The sequence below is a fragment of the Bradyrhizobium sp. CB1015 genome (assembly GCF_025200925.1).
Lineage (GTDB): Bacteria > Pseudomonadota > Alphaproteobacteria > Rhizobiales > Xanthobacteraceae > Bradyrhizobium.
On record NZ_CP104174.1, the window covers coordinates 1,249,898 to 1,270,029 of the forward strand.

9 protein-coding genes and 2 pseudogenes are annotated in these 20,132 nt (G+C 57.4%); 6 read left to right on the forward strand and 5 right to left on the reverse strand.

Annotation, left to right across the window (positions count from 1 at the left end; all coding sequences use genetic code 11):
• The first annotated feature begins 1,885 nt into the window (after positions 1–1,885).
• The 3 genes and pseudogenes from panB (at position 1,886) to N2604_RS05740 (ending at position 7,416) form a co-directional block, all read left to right on the forward strand.
• Complete coding sequence (panB, locus tag N2604_RS05730; protein ID WP_124163216.1) at positions 1,886–2,758, forward strand: 3-methyl-2-oxobutanoate hydroxymethyltransferase; 873 nt, start codon at positions 1,886–1,888, stop codon at positions 2,756–2,758.
• 13 nt (positions 2,759–2,771) lie between these two features.
• A pseudogene (gene panC / locus N2604_RS05735) lies at positions 2,772–3,622 on the forward strand (pantoate--beta-alanine ligase).
• A gap of 692 nt (positions 3,623–4,314) precedes the next feature.
• The gene (locus N2604_RS05740) at positions 4,315–7,416 is read left to right on the forward strand and encodes an efflux RND transporter permease subunit (RefSeq protein WP_260374193.1); all 3,102 of its coding nucleotides are present in this window, start codon (positions 4,315–4,317) and stop codon (positions 7,414–7,416) included.
• Positions 7,417–7,779: 363 nt separating this feature from the next.
• On the opposite strand, the gene N2604_RS05745 is transcribed toward N2604_RS05740, so the two are convergent.
• Positions 7,780–8,724: a GDP-L-fucose synthase gene (locus N2604_RS05745; RefSeq protein ID WP_124163586.1), complete on the reverse strand. Its 945-nt coding sequence runs from the start codon at positions 8,722–8,724 to the stop codon at positions 7,780–7,782.
• Entirely contained in the window at positions 8,705–9,790 is a 1,086-nt protein-coding gene (gene gmd, locus N2604_RS05750) for a GDP-mannose 4,6-dehydratase (RefSeq protein ID WP_158670230.1), read from the reverse strand. The genes N2604_RS05745 and gmd overlap by 20 nt, the downstream gene beginning before the upstream one ends.
• A gap of 1,239 nt (positions 9,791–11,029) precedes the next feature.
• Here gmd and glmS point away from each other — a divergent pair.
• The 3 genes and pseudogenes from glmS to N2604_RS05765 form a co-directional block, all read left to right on the forward strand.
• Positions 11,030–12,856 carry a glutamine--fructose-6-phosphate transaminase (isomerizing) gene (gene glmS / locus N2604_RS05755; RefSeq protein WP_124163588.1) on the forward strand — a complete coding sequence of 609 codons (1,827 nt, stop codon included), beginning with the start codon at positions 11,030–11,032 and terminating at the stop codon, positions 12,854–12,856.
• Positions 12,857–13,467: 611 nt separating this feature from the next.
• Positions 13,468–14,292 carry an Effector protein NopP gene (locus N2604_RS05760; protein ID WP_124163589.1) on the forward strand — a complete coding sequence of 275 codons (825 nt, stop codon included), beginning with the start codon at positions 13,468–13,470 and terminating at the stop codon, positions 14,290–14,292.
• A 36-nt stretch (positions 14,293–14,328) separates the two neighbouring features.
• A pseudogene (locus N2604_RS05765) lies at positions 14,329–14,775 on the forward strand (kinase/pyrophosphorylase); the annotation flags it as partial.
• A 793-nt stretch (positions 14,776–15,568) separates the two neighbouring features.
• On the opposite strand, the gene N2604_RS05770 reads toward N2604_RS05765, so the two are convergent.
• From N2604_RS05770 to N2604_RS05780, 3 genes are all read right to left on the reverse strand, one after another.
• Entirely contained in the window at positions 15,569–15,955 is a 387-nt protein-coding gene (locus tag N2604_RS05770) for a response regulator transcription factor (RefSeq protein ID WP_199752367.1), read from the reverse strand.
• Between the two features lie 87 nt (positions 15,956–16,042).
• Positions 16,043–16,726, reverse strand: a complete 684-nt coding sequence (locus N2604_RS05775; RefSeq protein ID WP_124163590.1) for a response regulator transcription factor — start codon at positions 16,724–16,726, stop codon at positions 16,043–16,045.
• Positions 16,723–19,395, reverse strand: coding sequence for a PAS domain S-box protein (locus tag N2604_RS05780; RefSeq protein WP_260374194.1), 2,673 nt, complete (start codon positions 19,393–19,395; stop codon positions 16,723–16,725). Before N2604_RS05780 ends, N2604_RS05775 begins: the two co-directional genes overlap by 4 nt.
• Between the last annotated feature and the right edge of the window lie 737 nt (positions 19,396–20,132).

Genomic DNA, 20,132 nt, shown 5'->3' on the forward strand with positions numbered 1-20,132 from the left:
TGAGATGGGACCGATCTATTTTGGTAGGTGCCCTTCGTTGCTTCTCGAAGATATAACTAGGTCGCCCTTGAGAATTTGAGCCTCATGGGAGCAAAGGTGGCCAGCCCCAGTCTTTGTGACCGGGTTGGCCACCAGCGCTTGCGACATCATGCCCATAGGGCAGCTACAGGGCAAAAATGCACATATTCGAGCAGCATATCACGTCCCTGCGGTCGCAAGCGCTTGCGGTGCTTGTAGCCAATCAGGTCCGTGCCGCCGATAAGTCTCTGGGACTATCAGATCGCAAGCTCGCCACATTGAACATGGATGAAGTTCAGGCAATGCTAGCCATACTCGATTGCATAAAACCCGACCTGCGGCCGAAGGAAGCACGGCAGATCGCTGCGCGCATACGCGCGCTTTTAGAGGGGGCGCATGGGTGTCAGCCGGTTCGGGTAGCATGTCTGTGAGACCACTAGTGTGAGCTTTCGGTAAGTGGTCCAACCTCTCGTGAACGAGGAAGCTGAACTTGGCGAAGCTTTAGCCCGCTCGTGGAGGATCGATAGGCACCCATAAGGACGCGGCTCTGACGCCGAAAGATCGGGAAGCCATGGTGCCGAGGGGGGTCGTAGTGGCCTGACAAAGGCCAGCCGCGCTGCAATTCAATAGCTCGGCCAAGACCGTCACCAAGTGGGTCAAGCGTTCCGCAGGGGCAGGCGTCGATGGAGCGTGATCGCTCTACAAGGCTCTTTCAACGCCAAGCTCTGCCTGCCACACGCGCCGAATTCGGAGTGCGACGGCCGCGCCACGCCGATTGCGCGGCTTGACCCGGCCGAGCCGGTGCGGCGCTATGGACGTGAACGTCCCGGTGAGCTGACACGTCGCTATCAAAAAGATGGGCAAGTCCAACCGTGTAGACCATCGATCAATGGTGGTCGGACTCGAAAGAGCAGCCTCCGGGTACGCGGCGAAGAACCTGGCCGGGATTATGTTGACGTCTGAACGAGGATGCCTCCCGAAATACGTTCAGCGAGGCGAAGCGAGTGGCAGGGCTGCGCCGCGGCCCTCCTCAAGGCGGCGACGCCACAAGCATCGGCGTCAAGGTCAGCAGGTCACGACCGACAACGGACCCTGCTACGAACCTCTGCTTCCCGCAAAGCGTGCGAACGCCTGGGCCTCGAGCAAATCGGCACCAAGCTTCATAGGGGCTCTTTAGCGATCGAGATCTGCTGCTGCGCTGGCTTGGAAACACGATCTTAGTCACGCCGCAGTATTGCGTCACCTCGGCGGACCTCAAGGAATTCTACACTGCACATCGTCGATCCAGCCGATGAGCTGCTCTAGACCGGACCGGATAGGTCGCCGACCGCGGCAGCCGGTCGGCGAATCGGCGGAGGCCGACCCACGCCCGCATACCCAACAGACAACCCAAGTAAGTCTCCCGGCGATGATGGCGCAACCAAAGGGATTTTCATCCATCCGCGGGCCATTTTTGAGCCGTCGATTTCTTTTTCTCTTCCGCAAGTTGACAATTTTCCTCCACGCTCCGTAAGGAAGTACCGTGTGTGCGGAAGGCTGAACGTTCTTCAAATGAGAACAGTATACGCTGCTAAGCATTTCTCAGCGTAGGCGCTCGCGTTGCTGTGCTCTCAACGCTGCTGTTGCGCGGATCTGCCAATCCCGTGACCAACTCATTGTTTGCTGTTCTCCTTCTTGGATGAGCAGCAAATTAGTTGAGTTGAAGCGGAAGAGGTTCACTTGCGTTTCGCAGCAACCAGACTACTGATCGCCCGGCATATTCGATCATTTCGAACGGTGTGGGTAGCTATGACTTCCAAATCGTCGGCGAGTTAAGCGGAGTTCAAGCTTTGCCACATTCGCACCGCAAAATCGAACTGAGGTCCAAATGAGCCACGTTTCCGAGCAGCCGATCGATCGCATCACAATTCCCATGCTGCAGCAGTGGAAGCAGGACGCTCGGCGTCTCGTCATGACGACTGCCTACGACGCGGTTGCGGCGCGTATCGCGGATCCGTCCGTCGACATCATTCTCGTCGGCGACAGTGTGGGTAACGTTTGCCTTGGATTCGAAAATACGCTTCCAGTGAGCGTTGCGATGATGAACCATCATCTGGAAGCCGTGGTACGCAGCAAGCCTCGTGCTTTACTTGTCGCCGATATGCCATTTCTTAGCTTCCACGTCAGCGTCGAGGAAACCATACGCAATGCCGGCGGATTCCTGCAGCGAGGCGCAGCTGCGGTGAAACTCGAGGGCGGTGGCAAGAGAATCGAGATGGTACGGGCCCTCGTCGATTGCGAGATTCCTGTGATGGGTCATCTCGGTCTTATGCCCCAGAGCGTCAACGTCATGGGGGGCTTTAAAGTGCAGGGTCGGACAGCGGATGAAGCGTTGCGTTTGCTCGATGACGCTCACCGTCTGCAGGAGGCCGGCTGTTTCGCTTTGGTATTGGAGGGCATTCCGGCCGAGCTTGCTGCTCGAGTAACCAAATCCTTGACAATACCGACGATCGGGATCGGCGCCGGCCCGGACTGTTCAGGCCAGGTACTCGTGTTTCACGACGTGCTGGGCCTCACTGGAGGTCATCGCCCCAAATTCGTTCGCGCCTATGCAGAAGGCTTTCAGCAGTTGCATGATGCGCTTTCGCGCTGGGCCGCGGATGTCCGCGGTGGTGCATTCCCGGGACCGCAAGAGTCCTATAGGCTTCCCGAAGGCGTCGAAGAAGCAATTACCAACTGGGCGCCCTCCAACCCAACTTGATATAGAGCTCCACATGCAAACAATCACGAGGGTCGCTGAACTTCGCCGTACTCTCGCAAAATCCCGCGGTGCCGATCAACGGGTCGGATTGGTGCCGACAATGGGCTATCTCCACGATGGCCACTTGGCGCTGATCGCGGCGAGCCAGGCGCAATGCGACGTCACCGTCGTCAGCATCTTCGTCAACCCCACTCAGTTCGGACCAAACGAGGATCTCAGTAGCTATCCGCGCGACTTTTTACGTGATGAGGGACTGTGCCGTGATGGCGGTGTTGCGATCCTCTTCGCGCCGGATACACAGGAGGTCTATACGAGCCATTTCGAAACCTTCGTTGAACCGGGCGACCTCGCCAAACCTCTGTGCGGAGTCTTCAGGCCTGGACATTTTCGCGGTGTCGCGACCGTCGTATGCAAGTTGTTCAACATGGTGCAGCCCGATGTCGCGTTTTTTGGGCAGAAGGATTTTCAGCAATGCGCAGTCGTGCGTCGCATGGTAATTGATCTCAATCTCCCGATCGAGATGGTCACTGTACGAACCGTTCGCGAACAGGATGGGCTCGCAATGAGCAGTCGCAACCGCTATCTGAGCAAAGAAGAGCGTCAGCGGGCCCTTGCGATCAATCGTGGACTATCCGCGGCGCTCGACGAATTTCGCTCGGGAGAGCGCAACGTAGAAAAGCGATTGCGGTCGCCAAGGGGCATTTAGAGGCGGTTGACAGACTGCAGTATCTTGAACTTGTCGACGGTGACACGCTCAAAACTGCCGATAGTCCACTGCGGCGCCCCGCGGCGCTTTGTGCGGCAGCCTACGTTGGCTCAACGCGGCTGATCGACAACGTCCTACTGGGGTTGCCAACTCGGTAGCGCAATGCGTGGCTAAACGGTTCGCAGCATATTGAGCGGCAAGAAATGCTCAAAGCATCTCCGAAAGGCGCGTCGAGCTGGTAGCGGAGGGCCGACTCCGAGGCGATCTTGTTCAGCGACTTAGCGAAGCGATAGGTAGCAGGTGCGTACGGAATATTGTGGGACCTAAACTTTGTGTCCGGCAACATCACGAGTTTTGCTCTACGGCGATCAGCGATCAATTCGACAAACCTTGGTATAGTGCTTTACAGCCCAGACTATATCACCCATTTACCTTTGTAGAGTTGAGCACCCGTCAGGTCGTCTGTACTTTCGACGTCGAACCTCGATCATTTGGTCTGCGGGTCAGTGCGAAACCTGAGCTGCTGCCTCGCTATAATTCGTTGAGTGCCAATCAGGTGTTGCGACGAGTCTTGAGTCCGGACCTTCGGCCGATTGCACTTAAGAAGACGAGGGGCTTTATAGCAGGTGCCCATCACTGAGATGGGGATCAGCCATCAGAGCGCATTCACTCGAGCGACGAACATGGAAGCGAAGGATAGGGCGTCCGCATCCGCGAGCACGTGAGATCTTAGAGTAGCCGATAGCGCGTCCCTCATACCGGGGGCTCTAGCACAGCCGCAGCATTGGTGATCATTGCCGCTTTATAAGTTGCGGCGAATTTGCATCCCACTCTTGAAACATGAGTCGATATGGCATTTACCGAGCTTTTCATCAAACGTCCGGTATTATCTATCGTCGTCAGTTCCTTGATTTTGCTGATCGGCTTGCGCGCGGCCACCGTACTGCCGATCCGGCAATATCCCAAGCTATCTAATACGGTCGTCAATATTACGACTTCCTATCCTGGCGCTTCGGCCGACATGATCCAGGGGTTCATCACCTCTCCCCTGGAGCAGGCAGTCGCGTCCGCCGAGGGCGTTGACTACATTAGTTCCTCGTCTGTGCTTGGTACTTCGACCATCAAAGTCTACATCAAGCTCAATTTCGATCCCAACGAAGCGCTCACGGAGGTGCTCTCCAAGGTCAACTCAGTCAAATACCTGATCCCGAAGGAATCAAACGATCCAGTCGTCACGAAGTCGACGGGTCAGAAGACTGCTGTCATGTACATCGCCTTCTCCAGCGAGGAACTGGCGGCAAGTGCGATCTCCGACTATCTCTCACGCGTCGTGCAACCGGTTATTTCAACGGTCGACGGCGTTGCTGCGGCAGACATTCTGGGCGGCCAGAGTTTTGCGATGCGGCTATGGCTCGATACTGCGAAAATGGCTGGGCACGGCGTGTCGCCGGCTGAAGTTTCGGCTGCAATCGCCGCTAACAACTTCCAGGCCGCGGCGGGCCAGATCAAGGGCCATTTCACTATCTCCGATGTCACGGCAAATACGGATCTGCGGAGTGTTGAAGATTTCAAGCGCATGATCGTGAAGGCCAATGACGGTGGCTTTGTGCGCATGGAGGACATTGCGGTAGTGGAGCTTGCCGCGCAGACTGCTGACATTAGTGTCGCGATGAACGGCGAGCACGCGGTCTTTGTCGGCGTGCAGGCGAGCCCGCAAGGAAATCCTCTAAACATAGCGCGAGGCGTTCGAGGGCTGTTTCCGGAAATCGAGCGTAACCTGCCGCCGTCACTGAGGATGAAAGTAGCCTACGACTCCACCAAATTTATTCAATCATCGATCGATGAAGTTGAGAAGACGCTCATTGAGGCCGTCGTGGTCGTTGTGCTAGTGATCTTCCTGTTCCTGGCCTCGCTGCGCTCGGTCATCATTCCTATTATCACTATTCCGTTGTCGCTCGTTGGTGTCTGCAGCATGATGCTGTTGCTGGGGTTTTCATTCAATCTCTTGACCCTCCTTGCAATGGTTCTCGCTATCGGTCTCGTAGTCGACGACGCGATTGTGGTGGTGGAGAACATTCACCGCCATTTAGAAGAAGGTGCAACGCCCCGAAAGGCTGCCACAGCGGGAGCGCGCGAGATCGTCGGCCCCGTTGTTTCCATGACGATTACTTTGGCTGCGGTATATGCCCCAATCGGATTTCTGGGCGGCCTCACCGGTGCGCTGTTCCGCGAGTTCGCGTTTACGCTAGCGGGAGCGGTGATCGTCTCGGGCGTGATCGCTTTGACGCTATCGCCGATGATGTGCTCGCTCCTCCTGAAGCGCGCCGAGGGGGGACGGTTTGCAAGATTTGTGAACCGTGGGTTCGGCGCCATGACACAGTGGTATGGCCGCAAGCTCGACCGCTCGCTTGACTATCGACCGGTTACGGGCCTGTTTGCGCTAACCATGCTTGGCCTCGTCGGCTTTCTCTATATGCACACTTCCAAAGAACTCGCCCCCGAGGAGGATCAAGGGATCGTATTCGCTTTAACGAAGGCGCCGAAATACGCCAATATCGACTACCTCGACTATTACGGCACCAAGCTCGAAAACGCGTTCCAGAAATTTCCAGAGACTGACTTGAGCTTCGTGCTCAATGGCGTTAGCGGCCAGCAGAGTGGCCTAGCCGGCATGTTGCTCAAGCCGTGGGACGAGCGCAAGCGATCATCGATTGTACTGAAGTCCCTTGTCCAGGCCGAGCTGTCAAAAATCGAAGGCATCAACGCGTTTGCCTTTAGCTTGCCTCCGCTTCCGGGCGGTTCGGACGGGCTACCAGTGCAGATGGTGATCAATTCGACCCTTGGCTTCCAATCCATCTACGAGCAGATGTCAAAGCTGAAGGATGCCGCGCGTAAGAGCGGCCTGTTCATGGTGAGCGACTCCGACCTCGAGTTCAACCAGCCGGTGGTACGAATCAAGGTTGATCGATCTAAGGCTAACGAGCTTGGCATCACCATGCAGACTATAGGCAATGCGCTTGCCACCTTGCTTGGGGGAAACTATGTCAACCGCTTCAATTTGCAGGGCCGCTCTTACCAGGTGATCCCGCAGGTTCCCCGAGGGGAACGCCTGGTGCCGCAGGCAATCGGGAGCTATTACGTAAAGACCGCGACCGGCTCAATGCTTCCGCTGTCTACCGTGGTCTCCGTCGAGACCGCCACCGATCCGAACGCGCTCACCCACTACAACCAGCTCAACTGCGCGACTTTTCAGGCCGTGCCGATGCCCGGCGTCACGATCGAACAGGCTGTGGATTTCCTGGAAGCCCAGGCGAAGAAACTGCCCGCAGGCTTCAGCCACGACTTCCTGGCCGACGCGCGCCAGTATGTGCAAGAGGGTAATCAACTCGCCATTACATTTGCATTTGCACTCATCATCATATTCTTGGTGCTTTCGGCGCAGTTCGAAAGTCTGCGCGATCCGCTCATCATCATGATCAGCGTGCCGATGGCAATGGTCGGCGCGTTGATTCCGCCATTCTTCGGCTGGGCGACCATGAACATCTACACCCAGGTTGGACTGTTGACCCTTGTTGGGTTGATTTCTAAGCACGGCATCCTAATGGTTGAGTTCGCCAATGAGCTGCAGCTCAAGGAGAGATTTGACCGTCGCTCGGCTATAGAGTTGGCGGCACGCGTCCGATTGCGCCCAATCTTGATGACCACGGCGGCGATGGTCACGGGCTTCATACCCTTGTTGACTGCAACGGGAGCTGGCGCGGCGAGCCGCTTCTCGATCGGGCTCGTCCTCGCCGCCGGCATGTCTGTGGGCACTCTGATCACGCTATTCGTGCTTCCAGCGCTCTATGTCGCGATCGCGTCCGATCACCGTGGCGACGCGAGCGCCGACTGCGCGAACCTCGCCGAGCTCGACCTCACCGGCGCTGCTGATGCCGAGATGGCCAGGCAATGACACATCAAATCAATCCGGGTTTGCTCCGTGGGGCGCGCGAAGGAGCCTAGGACCGCTTCACGTTTCCTGGCGCATCGAGATCTTCGCGCACTTGGTGCCGAGCTGGGCGCCTCATCTGGTCTGAGAAGAACACGTCGGTGGTCCGCTGCTGGCTGCTCAGGCGAAGCGGCGCCGCAAATTCACGGCTTCGGAACCAAGCTCGACCTCGGGGAGGGGGCAAAACACAATGGTGCTCTCTTGATAAAAAGGTAGACTTACCAATCATCGCGAAGGGCTCGGCCTGCCATTCGGACCGTTGGTGGGGATCCTCTAATCCGTGATGCAGGCTTCCTTTTCGAGAACAAGCCGATCACTCTTGTGCCGTCAATCGCTCTCAGCGCGAAAGGCCCGGTATGCCAGCTGAATGCCGTCCTTGAGCGAGGTGGTGGCGCGCCAGCCGAGCCCGGACAGCCGACTGACGTCGAGCAGCTTGCGCGGCGTTCCGTCCGGGCGCGACGTGTCGAAGCTGATCTCTCCGCGAAAGCCGACGGCGGCCGCAACCATGAGTGATAACTCGGCGATGCTGATGTCCTCCCCGGTGCCGATATTGACCGGTTCTGGCGAGGAATAGGTCTTCATCAAATGGATGCAGGCGTCAGCGAGATCGTCGACGTAGAGAAATTCGCGGCGCGGCTTGCCGGTACCCCACACCACGACGTTGCTGCGGCCCGCAATCTTGGCCTCGTGGAAGCGGCGGATCAGCGCGGCCATGACGTGGCTGTATTGTGGGTGATAATTGTCGCCTGGGCCGTATAGATTGGTCGGCATCACGCTGATGAAATCGGCGCCGTACTGGCTGCGATAGGCCTCGGCCATCTTGATGCCCGCGATCTTGGCGATTGCATAGGGCTCGTTGGTCGGTTCCAGGGGGCCGGTCAGCATCGAATCCTCTCGCAGCGGCTGCGGCGCCAAGCGTGGATAGATGCAGGAGGAGCCGAAGAACATCAGCTTCTCGCATCTGTTGGCATGGGCCGCCTGGATCACGTTGCTCGATATTGCGAGGTTGTCGTGGAGAAACTCGGCGCGCAGCGTGTTGTTGGCGACGATGCCGCCGACCTTGGCAGCGGCGAGGAACACGGCCTGCGGCCTCTTCGCTCCAAACCAGGCAGTCACCGCGGCTTGGTCGCGCAGGTCAACCTCGCTTCGCGACACCGTCAAGAGATGGACGTGCTCGCGTGCCAGCCGGCGCATCAGCGCTGCGCCGACCATGCCGCGATGGCCGCCGACGAAAACCGTCTTGCCTTTCAGCTCAAACGCCGCGCTTGCCATTTGCTGCGTCCTGTCTGGCTTGGACGAGATCGCTGGCGACCATTTCCTTCACCATTTGCGAGAACGACGTTTTCGGCGCCCAGCCGAGTTTCGCGCGCGCCTTGCTGGCGTCCCCGATCAGGAGATCGACCTCGGTCGGACGGAAATAGGTCGGATCGACCTGTACCAGGGTCTTGCCAGAAGCCTTATCGACGCCGACCTCCTCGACGCCCTTGCCATGCCATTCGATGCTGCGCCCGACCTCGGCAAACGCCAGCTCGACGAACTCGCGGACAGACCGCGTCTGGCCGGTCGCAAGCACGAGGTCACCGGGCTCGTCCACCTGCAGGATCCTGTGCATGCCTTCGACGTAGTCGCGGGCATGGCCCCAGTCGCGCTTGGCGTCGAGATTTCCGAGATAGAGCTTGTTCTCGAGGCCGACCTCGATGCCGGCGACTGCGCGGGTGATCTTGCGGGTCACGAAAGTCTCGCCGCGGATGGGACTCTCATGGTTGAACAGGATGCCGTTGCTCGCGAACATACCGTAGGCCTCACGGTAGTTCACCGTAATCCAGTAGCCATAGAGCTTGGCGACGCCATAGGGCGAACGCGGATAAAATGGCGTGGTTTCCTTCTGTGGCACCTCTTGCACGAGGCCGTAAAGCTCGGAGGTTGAGGCTTGGTAGAAGCGCGTCTCCTTTTCCATGCCGAGGATGCGGATAGCTTCCAACAGGCGCAGCACACCGATCGCGTCGGCATTGGCGGTGTATTCCGGGCACTCGAAACCGACCTGGACGTGGCTCTGTGCGGCCAGATTATAGATTTCGGTCGGCCGAATTTGCTGCACAAGCCGGATCAGGTTGGACGAATCGGTCATGTCTCCATAGTGCATTAGGAACGGCACATCGGCGGCGTGCGGGTCCTTGTAGAGATGATCGACGCGCGCGGTGTTGAAGGAGGACGACCGGCGCTTGACCCCATGCACGGTGTAGCCGAGACCTAGCAAATGCTGGGCGAGATATGCGCCATCTTGCCCGGTGACGCCGGTGATCATCGCCACGCGCCGGTTTGGATTGTGAGCCGCCATGATCTCGCTTCGTTGCGCCGGAAAGAGTTCGCTCTGAAGAACCGTTGCCTAGTCGCTTCCCGAAAATCGAGATGCGCACGCGCGCTACAATCTTAACTAAAGGAGCGCGATCGTTAGCCCCTGTCATACACCTCATGAAGAAATACACACCATATACATTGATTTATAGGTGGACTGACTTATTCCGACACATCGATCTTAAGAGATGAAAATCAGGCCACGTCGCAACGGCGATGATCCGAGGCAGGTGAGATGAATTGTAAGCGCCGGTACGCCCGCCCGGGCGCGCTTGCCGCCTGGCTATGTCGCCAACGAGACAGATGCCGTCCATCTGTGAGCCTTATCGATCCTCACGAGCATGTATGGATCCGCGCGCTCTCATCGGGGCGCAGAGGAGCGGCGGGGTTGCGGCTTCCGAATAGAAGAACCCGTCTTATCTGTCGGCATAAAATTATAATCCACGCCGTTCCCTAATATCAGGTTTGCAGTAGGCGATGCACAGCCGACGCAAGACAAAGGGACTGGCAAACGTTGGTATAGACCGTCGAACGTTTCGATATCGAAAGTTTACGTTAGTACAATGGAGCTTCGACGCCGATCTTTTAATCTTGACCGAACGTAAGTTGCCTCAGTCCGAGTATGACAAGTCTCTTAAAGTCCGCGCCGGAAATTTGTTCCCGGGAGAACTGGATAATTCAAGCTAGAGCCGCTGCGCAGGTATATCACCAGCGGACCATGTAGAGGATGTGGGCAGCGTTCTTTTTTCTGCCTGAAATGGAGAGAAGCCGAGACGAAACGTGACCCCTATCGAGGAGTCGATCCTGAGCATCGACGCAGTTGTTGCCGGATCAACTTCATCCGGTAGGCCAGTATCGCTGCTCATTTCTTTTTGGAGACTTAGAAGTGAGAGTCGTGAGATGGCTCATCAGTAAGGGGGAGGCTGTTTGTGCCAAGCTGGATGTCGCCCTGCATGCGCAACTGCACGTTTGGCTCTCGTCGAGGCGGTCACGGTGTTGGCGATCCCGTCGCAGCGTCATTCGACTAGATAGCCAAAGGGTGGAATGAAGCCGACGAACAATGATGGCTGAAAGAGATCTAAATCACGCGGGCGAATGGGGATGCGATAAAGACGGCCGCGGAAGATTCCGAACAACCCGTTGTTATCGGGCAAGCGAGTTCTATCACGGGCTCCTATAGCGCGGACGCCGGACTCCTCGAACTTGGGCTGCATGGATTAATATGTGTGGAATTATTGGCATTTTGGGACGTGGTCCGGTCGTTGGGCAGTTAGTTGCGTCGCTCAGGCGACTGGAATATCGAGGCTACGACTCAGCGGGTCTCGCGACTCTAGAAGGTCTCCGTATCGAGCGCCGCCGCGCTCAAGGTAAGCTGAGAAACCTTGAGGAGCAGTTGAGCTACAGTCCCCCTGCAGGTCAAAGCGGCATCGGTCACACCCGCTGGGCGACTCATGGAAAGCCGACCGAGAGCAATGCTCATCCGCATGCGACGGAAAATGTCGCGGTCGTGCATAACGGGATCATTGAGAATTTCCGCGAGCTGCGAGCGGAGCTGGAACGAAATGGAGCCGAGTTTTACTCAGAGACGGACACCGAGGTTGTGGTGCATCTCGTCGAATTCTACCTCAAAAATGGCTACTCACCGCAGGATGCGGTGCAGGCGTCGTTGCCGCGCTTGCGCGGTGCCTTCGCGTTGGCATTCCTTTTCAAGGGGCACGACGACCTTTTGATCGGTGCGTGCAAAGGGTCGCCCCTTGCGATCGGACATGGTAACGGTGAAGTGTACTTAGGATCTGATGCGCTCGCGCTCGCGCCTTTGACCGATACCATTACTTATCTTGAGGACGGTGACTGGGTCGTGCTTACACGCGCGACGTGCGTGATCTATGGTACAGACGGCTCTGTCGTCCCACGAGAAACATCAAAGTCTGATGTATCGTCTCTCCTTGCGGACAAGGCGAATTATCGCCACTTCATGGCTAAGGAAATCCACGAGCAGCCGACAGTTGTCGGCAAGACATTGGCGCATTATCTCGATCTGGCGGCCAAACGGGTAGCGCTGCCGTTCGCGTTGCCGTTCGACTTCAATTCCATTGAGCGCATTTCAATTACTGCGTGCGGCACGGCAAGCTACGCCGGCCACATCGCGAAATACTGGTTCGAGCGGCTGTCGCGTTTGTCTGTCGAGATAGATGTAGCCTCTGAGTTCCGCTACCGGGAGGCGCCTCTGCGCCGGGGCGATCTTGCGATCGTCATCTCGCAATCGGGCGAGACCGCCGACACACTAGCTGCGTTGCGATACGCCAAGGGCCAGGGCCTGCACACGATATCTGTCGTTAATGTCCCGACGTCGACGATTGCGCGCGAGAGCGAATCCGTTCTGCCGACGCTGGCGGGGGCAGAAATCGGCGTCGCTTCCACCAAGGCATTCCTCTGCCAGCTGATGGTACTGGCGGTGCTTGCCATCGCAGCAGGGAGAGAGCGAGGCAAGCTGTCTGAAATCGATGAATCGAAGCTCGTGCAAGAGCTCATCGAGATGCCGCGGTTGATTGCTGCGGCCTTGTTGGTCGAGCCGCAGATTGAGAAGCTCGCGCGCTATATCGCCGGCGCTAGGGCCGCACTCTACCTCGGTCGTGGCACATCGGCGCCTCTGGCGTTGGAGGGCGCGCTCAAGCTGAAGGAAATTTCCTACATCCACTCAGAAGGTTATGCCGCCGGCGAGCTCAAGCACGGGCCGATCGCACTCGTCGATGAGGCTATGCCTGTGGTGGTGATCGCGCCTTACGACGGCGTTTTCGAGAAGACCATTTCGAACATGCAAGAAGTGGCGGCTCGGGGCGGCAAGATCATCCTGATCACCGATGCGAAGGGCGCTTCGGAAGCGACGGTGGACACGCTCGTGACCATCGTTCTGCCGACAATGGTCGCAAGCTTTACGCCGATGGTCTATGCCATTCCGGTCCAGCTCTTGGCTTACCATACCGGCGTCGTAAGCGGCGCGGACGTCGATCAGCCGCGTAATCTCGCAAAATCGGTCACTGTGGAATGAGGCTGCAGTGTTGGGTATCGAGATGGATCTCGACGAGTTCCCAATCCGAAGTCGCTGGTAGCTGCCGTGCGGTCGTGCAACCTCAACCGATACTACCGTCAGCCCGCCTTGGTGTAGTAGGACTGGTCACCCTAGCGGCGGCGCGGGATGCCTCTGGGCTTGCAATGTGCTGGCGAAGCCGTTCAGGAGGCGTTGCAATCCGCCACAGGATGCCAAGAGTTCCAGGCTTGTTGGCCTAATGATGCTCCAAGCCGTATCTGGGATTGAACGGTCGCGATGCAGTCGTCATGAAGCACGCGCTCTACAATGCCGTTCTGCATAGTATCGCGATCTATGGGAAGGATCTGATTGGCGTCCGCAGGTGAATGGTCAATCGACCGTTCCCAATGGAGGCGGATCCTCGCACTGCTCGCTTCTCATCCGACCTAGTGAATGGCAGTGGGCGAGCGCGCCGCCGTTCCATTAGAAGCAGGTCCTGTGTCCGCTAACGTGAGGGCGGCCAACAGCATCACGTCAGGTTTTGGTAAGCCCGAGTCCCTATCTGCGCCGCATGGCCTAGCAAGCCTGAACTAGACGTGGAAACTGCATGTCCGACCGGAGTACCAATTGCCATGTATAATCGGATCAATGGCTCGTCTTATTTCACATCCTCTCCCCTTGACGAGGCTGATGAGCAAAACGACGCAGACACTTTCGCGGATGCGTTTCGGCAACTGCGCTTAGCCCCGCCAAACTCCAGCGGTACTTCGACTTCGGCAGCACGGCCCTATTGGCTTGATTCAAGCCCGCCTGTCGTAGAGATCGATAAGAGGTCGTTCAGAAAAGCAGCAGAGGGCTATCACAGCGACGAAATCAGGAAAATCGCCGATAACCCACAAGAATATTCGGACTTCGTCTCTCAGAAAGCGGCGCGAACTGCAGAGGTTGCTGAGGAGTATGGAACAACTCAAGATTCTGTAAATGCGCGATACTTCAGCTATCAATTAGGAAACAAGAGTGTCGGTCTTCTTCGAATGGAAGGGGGCGACAGCATGACGAATTTTGACGTGGAAAAGTGGCAGGAGCTGTTTCCCGGGCGACCTGGGACGACCGCCACTGTAGATCTCCAGGTCGTTCATCCTCTTGTCGAGAACGCCGGCGATATTCTGCTCGAGCATCAACTTGGAATGGCCGGTGAACGGCCACTGCTGAATTTGCGTCCGGCTAATCCGGAGGCAAGAGCCCGTGCTGCAAAGATGGGGTTCGTCGAGGTTGACGCCGATAACATGGTTCTCGACCCAGTGAAGTCAGACAAGTGGGTGAGGAATGGCGACGGCAAGTGGCAGCGAGAAGGCACCGCTTCGCGGTATCTTCGCAAAGCTGACGACAGCCAAGACCGTAAAGTCGAGATGCCAGCGAGTGCTTCAACATACGATTATGAGGATGATTTCATGTGACCATGGAATTGCCGGCATTTGGCCTCGTGGAAGAAATCGATGGCGCGCGCGGTTGCGGCCCAATACGCCAACGTGACGCCGGTCGAGCACGTCTATCCGCTGGTGCGCAGTCAGAAGCAGCTCGACCGCGTGCTCGATGAGATCGAGGAAGCGCCCGGGATCGTGCTGTTCACCCTGCTCGAGAAGGATCTGGTCGCGAGACTCGAGGATAAGTGCAAGCAGATCAACGTTCTGAGCCTGTCGATCATCGGTCCGGTGATGCAGCTGTTTGAAGCCTATCTGGGCGCGGCGACCACCGGCCGAGTCGGTGCCCAGCACGTGCTCAATGCGGAATATTTCAAGCGCATCGACGCCTTGAACTACACGATGATTCACGACGATGGTCAGCACGTCGAAGGTCTCGACGAGGCCGACGTGGTGCTGGTCGGCGTGTCCCGCACCTCTCTAGCCTGCTCCGCACTTCTCTGCGGCGGCGGCGGCGTTTAGCTCAGAGTTCCTCGTTTGACTCAGAATGCTCTCTCCTCAGTTCTCCTTTGGCTTAGCAGTTGCTGATTGTTCGCGCCTGGGAAGTAGGGCTTCTTGTACAAGCCTATTGCTGAGAATGCTCGCCTGCGGCGACGACCTGTTGTGACCCCGGGGCCGGCCGTTTGGCCGGCACGTGTGGCGCCGAGCACGTTGGACGGCTGGGACCACAACTCTTCCGCAGATGAAGCTCGCGAAGAAATAACGGCGTGGGCGCCTGACGATAGTCAGTCGCAACAATGTACAGCGAAGCGGCCGCCCAACGGACAAGCCGGGCCCCGCAAGCGTCAACGGACGTAACGATGCGGTGAGCACGAGCATAGTGCAGAACGCTCTCACCAGAAAAGGGATGCCCAATACATGGGGGGGCTGCTGAGCGAAGCTCCGTTGTCATCGTCACCGCTGTGGGGCTGCACAGCCAATCTCGTGCTTGCCGGGCCATCTCGGCACTCTGCAATGGAATATATAGCCTCGCTCCAGATGGAGCTAAGAAGTGCTTTAGCGCAACGACGGCTCTGGGTCAGCCTTACGATGAGCGTTGGCGTGGAATCAGTCGAGTTGGCGTGCCAGCGTCTCTCGCAGGATAGACTGTTCTGCAGCCTCCCATGTCCGTAAAGCGTGGACGGGCAAGAAATTGCTGGCCGCTAGCATATTTATAGTAAGCCCGGGTTCGGACTGCGAAGACGTTGCCAGGTGGCGTGATTGTCGCCCACGAGCGTTTAGATCGGACATGAACTCAAGCTGCAGGTTGGAATCAGATATCGCCTCGGGCGCCAGATGCCTTCAGTGCGCTGTCGAGGCACTTAAGTAACTCTTGTCCGCCAAATGGTTTGGCGAGGAAGCCAATTGCTCCCGCGTCCAGGGCTGACGTGCGCACACGCTCGCTGGGGAAAGCGGTAATGAAAATGAAAGGTGCTTCGTAACCACGCGTCCGCATCTGTTCCAGCAGCTCCAGCCCGCTCATAGTCGACATCTGCACATCGGTAATGACACAGGATATCTCGTTCAACTGCGGCGACTGCAGGAGCGCCTCGGCCGAAGCAAATATCTGCACGACGTAGCCACGCGATTTTAAGAGGTTCCCTGTCGCCGCACGGACTGAGGCGTCGTCGTCAACGACGGAAATCAAAGGCGTGGACAAGATGAGCCCTCCTGACGCGGGAACAGCGGCTGCCAAAGCACTAGCCACCTTCGGCGAAAGATGGGCTGGAGAGATGAAGCTGTAAAATCATACTTGCGTTTGTTCGGGACGATTTGCGCGGAGCCCCAGCGTCTCGCTCATTCTGATCAGCTCGGCGAGCGACCGGGCACGCATCTTTTTCATGACGTGACCCCGGTAGATCTTGACGGTAATCTCGGCGAGCCCAAGTTCGGCGGCTACCTGCTTGTTCATCAGGCCGGCCGTGACCAGTTTCATCACCGCCTGCTCTCGCGGGCTTAAGGTCTCAAATAAAGACTGCAGGTTCGCGACGGTCCGCTGAGCTTCCCGTCTTTTGCGATCGCGTTCGGTCGCCGCAACCACAGCATCAAGCAGTTCCTGATCGCGGAAGGGCTTGCTGAGAAAATCGACCGCACCTCCCTTCATGGCCCTGACGGTCATGGGAATGTCGCCATGACCGGTGATGAAAATGATGGGGATTTGTATGTTCAACCTGGCCAGCTCGGTCTGGTAGTCAAGGCCGCTCAGGCCCGGCAGCCGGACATCAAGAACTAGACAGCTTGGGACGTCCGGAATTGTGCTCTGCAGCATTTCCCGGGCCGATCCGAACGCAACGGCCTCCAATCCTACCTGTTTAAAGAGATTAGTAAGCGAGCGGCGCACTGAGATGTCATCCTCAACGACAAAGACGATCGCCTTCGTCGAGGCCTCGGCACTGCTACCCTCACTTGGCGAGTCAAATGGTCCTGTCACTGGATGGCCTCCTTATGCACGGGCAGGACAAACTGGAAGGTCGCGCCCGGTTCATCTTTCTGAAGAAACGATAGCCGCCCTCCGTGAGCTTCCACGATAGAACGGCAGATCGAAAGTCCCATTCCAAGGCCACTCGACTTGGTGGTGAAGAAGGGATCCAAGACGTGGTCAGCGTCCTTCTCAGCGATCCCGACGCCGCAATCGGCCACGGCAAGCTGCACGCGCCCCAGATCGTCCTTGGATGATTTAATCAGAAGTTCGCGCGGCCGGTCTGTAATTGCGTCCATCGCCTCGATTCCGTTCATTACCAGATTGATGATCACCTGTTGTAGCTGAATTCGATCACCCAGGATCCTAGGCAGCACGGCCGTCAACTCGGTTCGCAACGTCACCCGGTGGCTCACCAGCTCTCGTGTTATCAGCGCAATGACGTCCCTGACGACATCATTAATGTCGAGCGGCACCATCTCAATCTCGCCTTTCTTCGCGAGTGCGCGAACACTACGGATCACCTCGCTTGCCCGGATCGCGTCTTCGATGATCCATTCCACTGAAGAGCGCGCTTCGGCAAGATCAGGAGCTTCGCGAGCCATCCATCCGATGCACGCATCGGCGTTGGTGAGAATAGCGGCGAGTGGCTGGTTTATCTCGTGCGCGATGGAGGTTGTCAGTTCTCCTAACGTCGTTACGCGCGTCACATGGGCAAGCTCCGCCTGTGCCTTTCGCAGGTCTTGTTCGGCCTGATCGGCGCGAATAATGGCCGTGATGTCAGTGCTGACGCCACGGTAACCCAGAAAATTGCCGTTTCCGTCGAAGAAAGGTTTGCCACTCGTGCGCACGTAGATCGGAGATCCCGTCCTATTCACCGTGCGGTAGACCAGATCCCGAAACGGCTGATGCGCCTGCAACGTCGCCCGGTGCTGCCGCCACTTTTCGGGCTCGTCTTCGACGTCGCACGCAATCTCCCAGCGAAGCAGGTCTATCAATCCTGTGGCCAAAATTCCTGCAGTGCTGGTGTGCTCGGATAAGCGAGTGACCCGATGATCTGGACCGGTCTCCCAGAGCCAGTCGGAAGCTGTCTCGGCGTAGTCGCGAAAGCGCTGTTCGCTTTCGCGCAGCGCGACAAGTGTGTTTTCCAGGCGTTCCCTAGCTGCGTGTTGATCGGTGACATCCATATGTGTTCCAATCAGCTCGCTGACCTTACCATCGCTAGCGACGACAACATGCGCAACGGAGTGTATACGCCGTATCCCGCCATCTGGCAGAAGAACACGGAAATCATACTCGAACCGCTCCTGCTCCTTTTCTCTCGCCTGGCGCTGCACCTCCTGTAACCGCGGCAAGTCTTCCGGATGGATGCGCGAGCGAATGGTCTCTATCGATACCGGCTCTTGCGGGTTAAAGCCAAACAGTCGATCAACTTCCGCGGAGCGATAAACGAAATCTAGACCGTGGACGTCCCAAGACCAGCTGCCTGTGTGGGTGAGATGCTGGGCCTCGGCCAGATAGGCCTCGCTGCGACGCAACTGCTGTTCTGCTCTCCTCGCTGCCGTAATATCGGTAGCTGCCCCAACAAACTCGATTTCACCAGAAGCGGTTCTCGTAAGCCGTGCCTTCGCATGGATGTGCTTCACAGAGCCGTCTGGTAGCCGCAATCGATATTCGTGCTCGAAATCGCTCAACTCCCGCATCGCTCCATCGATAACCTGTTTAACCGAAGCCCGATCATCTGGGTGAGTGCGATCAACGACAAGCTGCGGCGAGGGAGTCGTTTGAGGATCCAATTGGAAAATCCGAAATGTTTCCTTTGACCAGAACGCCTCGCCAGTGGTGGCGTTCCAGCTGAAGCTGCCTGTATGACTCAACTCCTGCGCTTGAGCCAAATGCGCTTCGCTCCGCTGCAGGGCAAGTTCGGTCTGCTTTCGCTCCGTGACATCTTCGCAGGCGATAAGGACAATAGGCCGGTCGTCGGCCCAAAGCATGGCCTTGGCGTTTTCACGTACCCACAATACGGAGCCGTCCTTCCTGACTTTCTGGACGTCCCACGTGCGCGATTGTCCAATATCCTCAAGGCACGCCCGAATGCATTTGTGAACGAATGCGCGATCCTCCTCAAGAAATATGCAGAGCACGGAGTGGCCGATCAGTTCTGCAGGAGCATAGCCGAGTTGGGTCGCGCCGAATGTATTGACGTTAAGGACAGTGCCGGCTTCGTCGACCATGAAGTACATGGCCGGATTGTGCTCGAAGATTGCTCGCCACCGTTTTTCACGATCCTCCAAATCCGCCGCACTCCGCTGAAGCTTGACCGCAGCCACACGCGCAGCCTCTCTTTCCTGGCGGAGCTTTCCGATCAAGTACGTTCCTACGATTGACACAATAAAGAATGCGACAACCACTGGAAGATCGCGGGGGTCATCGATTTGTAGGCTGAACGCCGGCGGCGCAAAGTAGTATGCGAGAGCAGCGATTGCCATGATGCAAAGCGCGGATGACGCGATGAAGCTGCCCATCAACGAAAATAGCAAGACTACTAACAAATAGGCGAACGCCGTCGCGGCGAAATGGGCATTAAGGTACACGCAACTCAGTGTAACAGCGGCTAAGGTTATGCCGCCGAAGGTCAACTGAGGGGCTGAACGTTTAAGACTGCTGATCTGGATAGACATTTTGAGACCGTCCGGCCTGTTCTCCGGCGGGAGAGCTATAGCATTTTAGGCAAAAATGGGGCAATCCTCGACGCTTGGATCGAGCGTGTCCGAGATTGATCACCTGCGGCCGAACTCAGCACGCGCGGGGAAAAAACGCATCATAAACGTACGTATAGTTGTCCTAAATTTTTCGATGAGGCGTCGCTGACCCTGCGGCAGTCGAAGCTGAAACCTCTGCTTTGCTCCCCTGCCGATAGCCTTGCCGGCAGTCGCTCGAGCCTGCGAGCCGATGCACCCCCTTTACGCCCGCGGACGAGGACAGCGGTTTTTGTTCAGCCGAGAGGTTGAAGCGAAACGATCAGGCGGGTCTCCGGACCGGCAACGAACAGAAACAAGCGGGCGAACCACTCATCTCGCCGGCACAGTCGGTTCTGCGGAGGAAAGCGCAACGTTCATGTGCCGAGACAGGAAGGCCAAGTTGCGCGAACCACCTGGCGATTAGGCCATCACGCCTAGCTGCGGAGGAGTCGTCTCCAATTGGTTTCGGTGGAATCGAGCGCCGACATGACACCGAACCGACGGTGTGGACGACTCGCCGCATTCAGATGGACGGTAGCCGTGACCACCCAAGGAGGCGCCTTGAAGAAGCCCCTAGTTCTTTGATCGCGTGCTTTTCAGGGGCAGCTGCCTGGCGGCGACGCGGAGCAAGAGCTGTGCACTGGAGAGCGCACGAGACAGTGCCGGCTCGCCTTAAG

What these genes read in the sequence shown, in the direction of transcription:
- panB (WP_124163216.1), top strand. Translation starts at nt 1,886, where the DNA reads ATGAGCCACGTTTCCGAGCAGCCGATCGATCGCATCACAATTCCCATG.
- N2604_RS05740 (WP_260374193.1), top strand. Translation starts at nt 4,315, where the DNA reads ATGGCATTTACCGAGCTTTTCATCAAACGTCCGGTATTATCTATCGTC.
- N2604_RS05745 (WP_124163586.1), bottom strand. Translation starts at nt 8,724, where the DNA reads ATGGCAAGCGCGGCGTTTGAGCTGAAAGGCAAGACGGTTTTCGTCGGC.
- gmd (WP_158670230.1), bottom strand. Translation starts at nt 9,790, where the DNA reads ATGGCGGCTCACAATCCAAACCGGCGCGTGGCGATGATCACCGGCGTC.
- glmS (WP_124163588.1), top strand. Translation starts at nt 11,030, where the DNA reads ATGTGTGGAATTATTGGCATTTTGGGACGTGGTCCGGTCGTTGGGCAG.
- N2604_RS05760 (WP_124163589.1), top strand. Translation starts at nt 13,468, where the DNA reads ATGTATAATCGGATCAATGGCTCGTCTTATTTCACATCCTCTCCCCTT.
- N2604_RS05780 (WP_260374194.1), bottom strand. Translation starts at nt 19,395, where the DNA reads ATGTCTATCCAGATCAGCAGTCTTAAACGTTCAGCCCCTCAGTTGACC.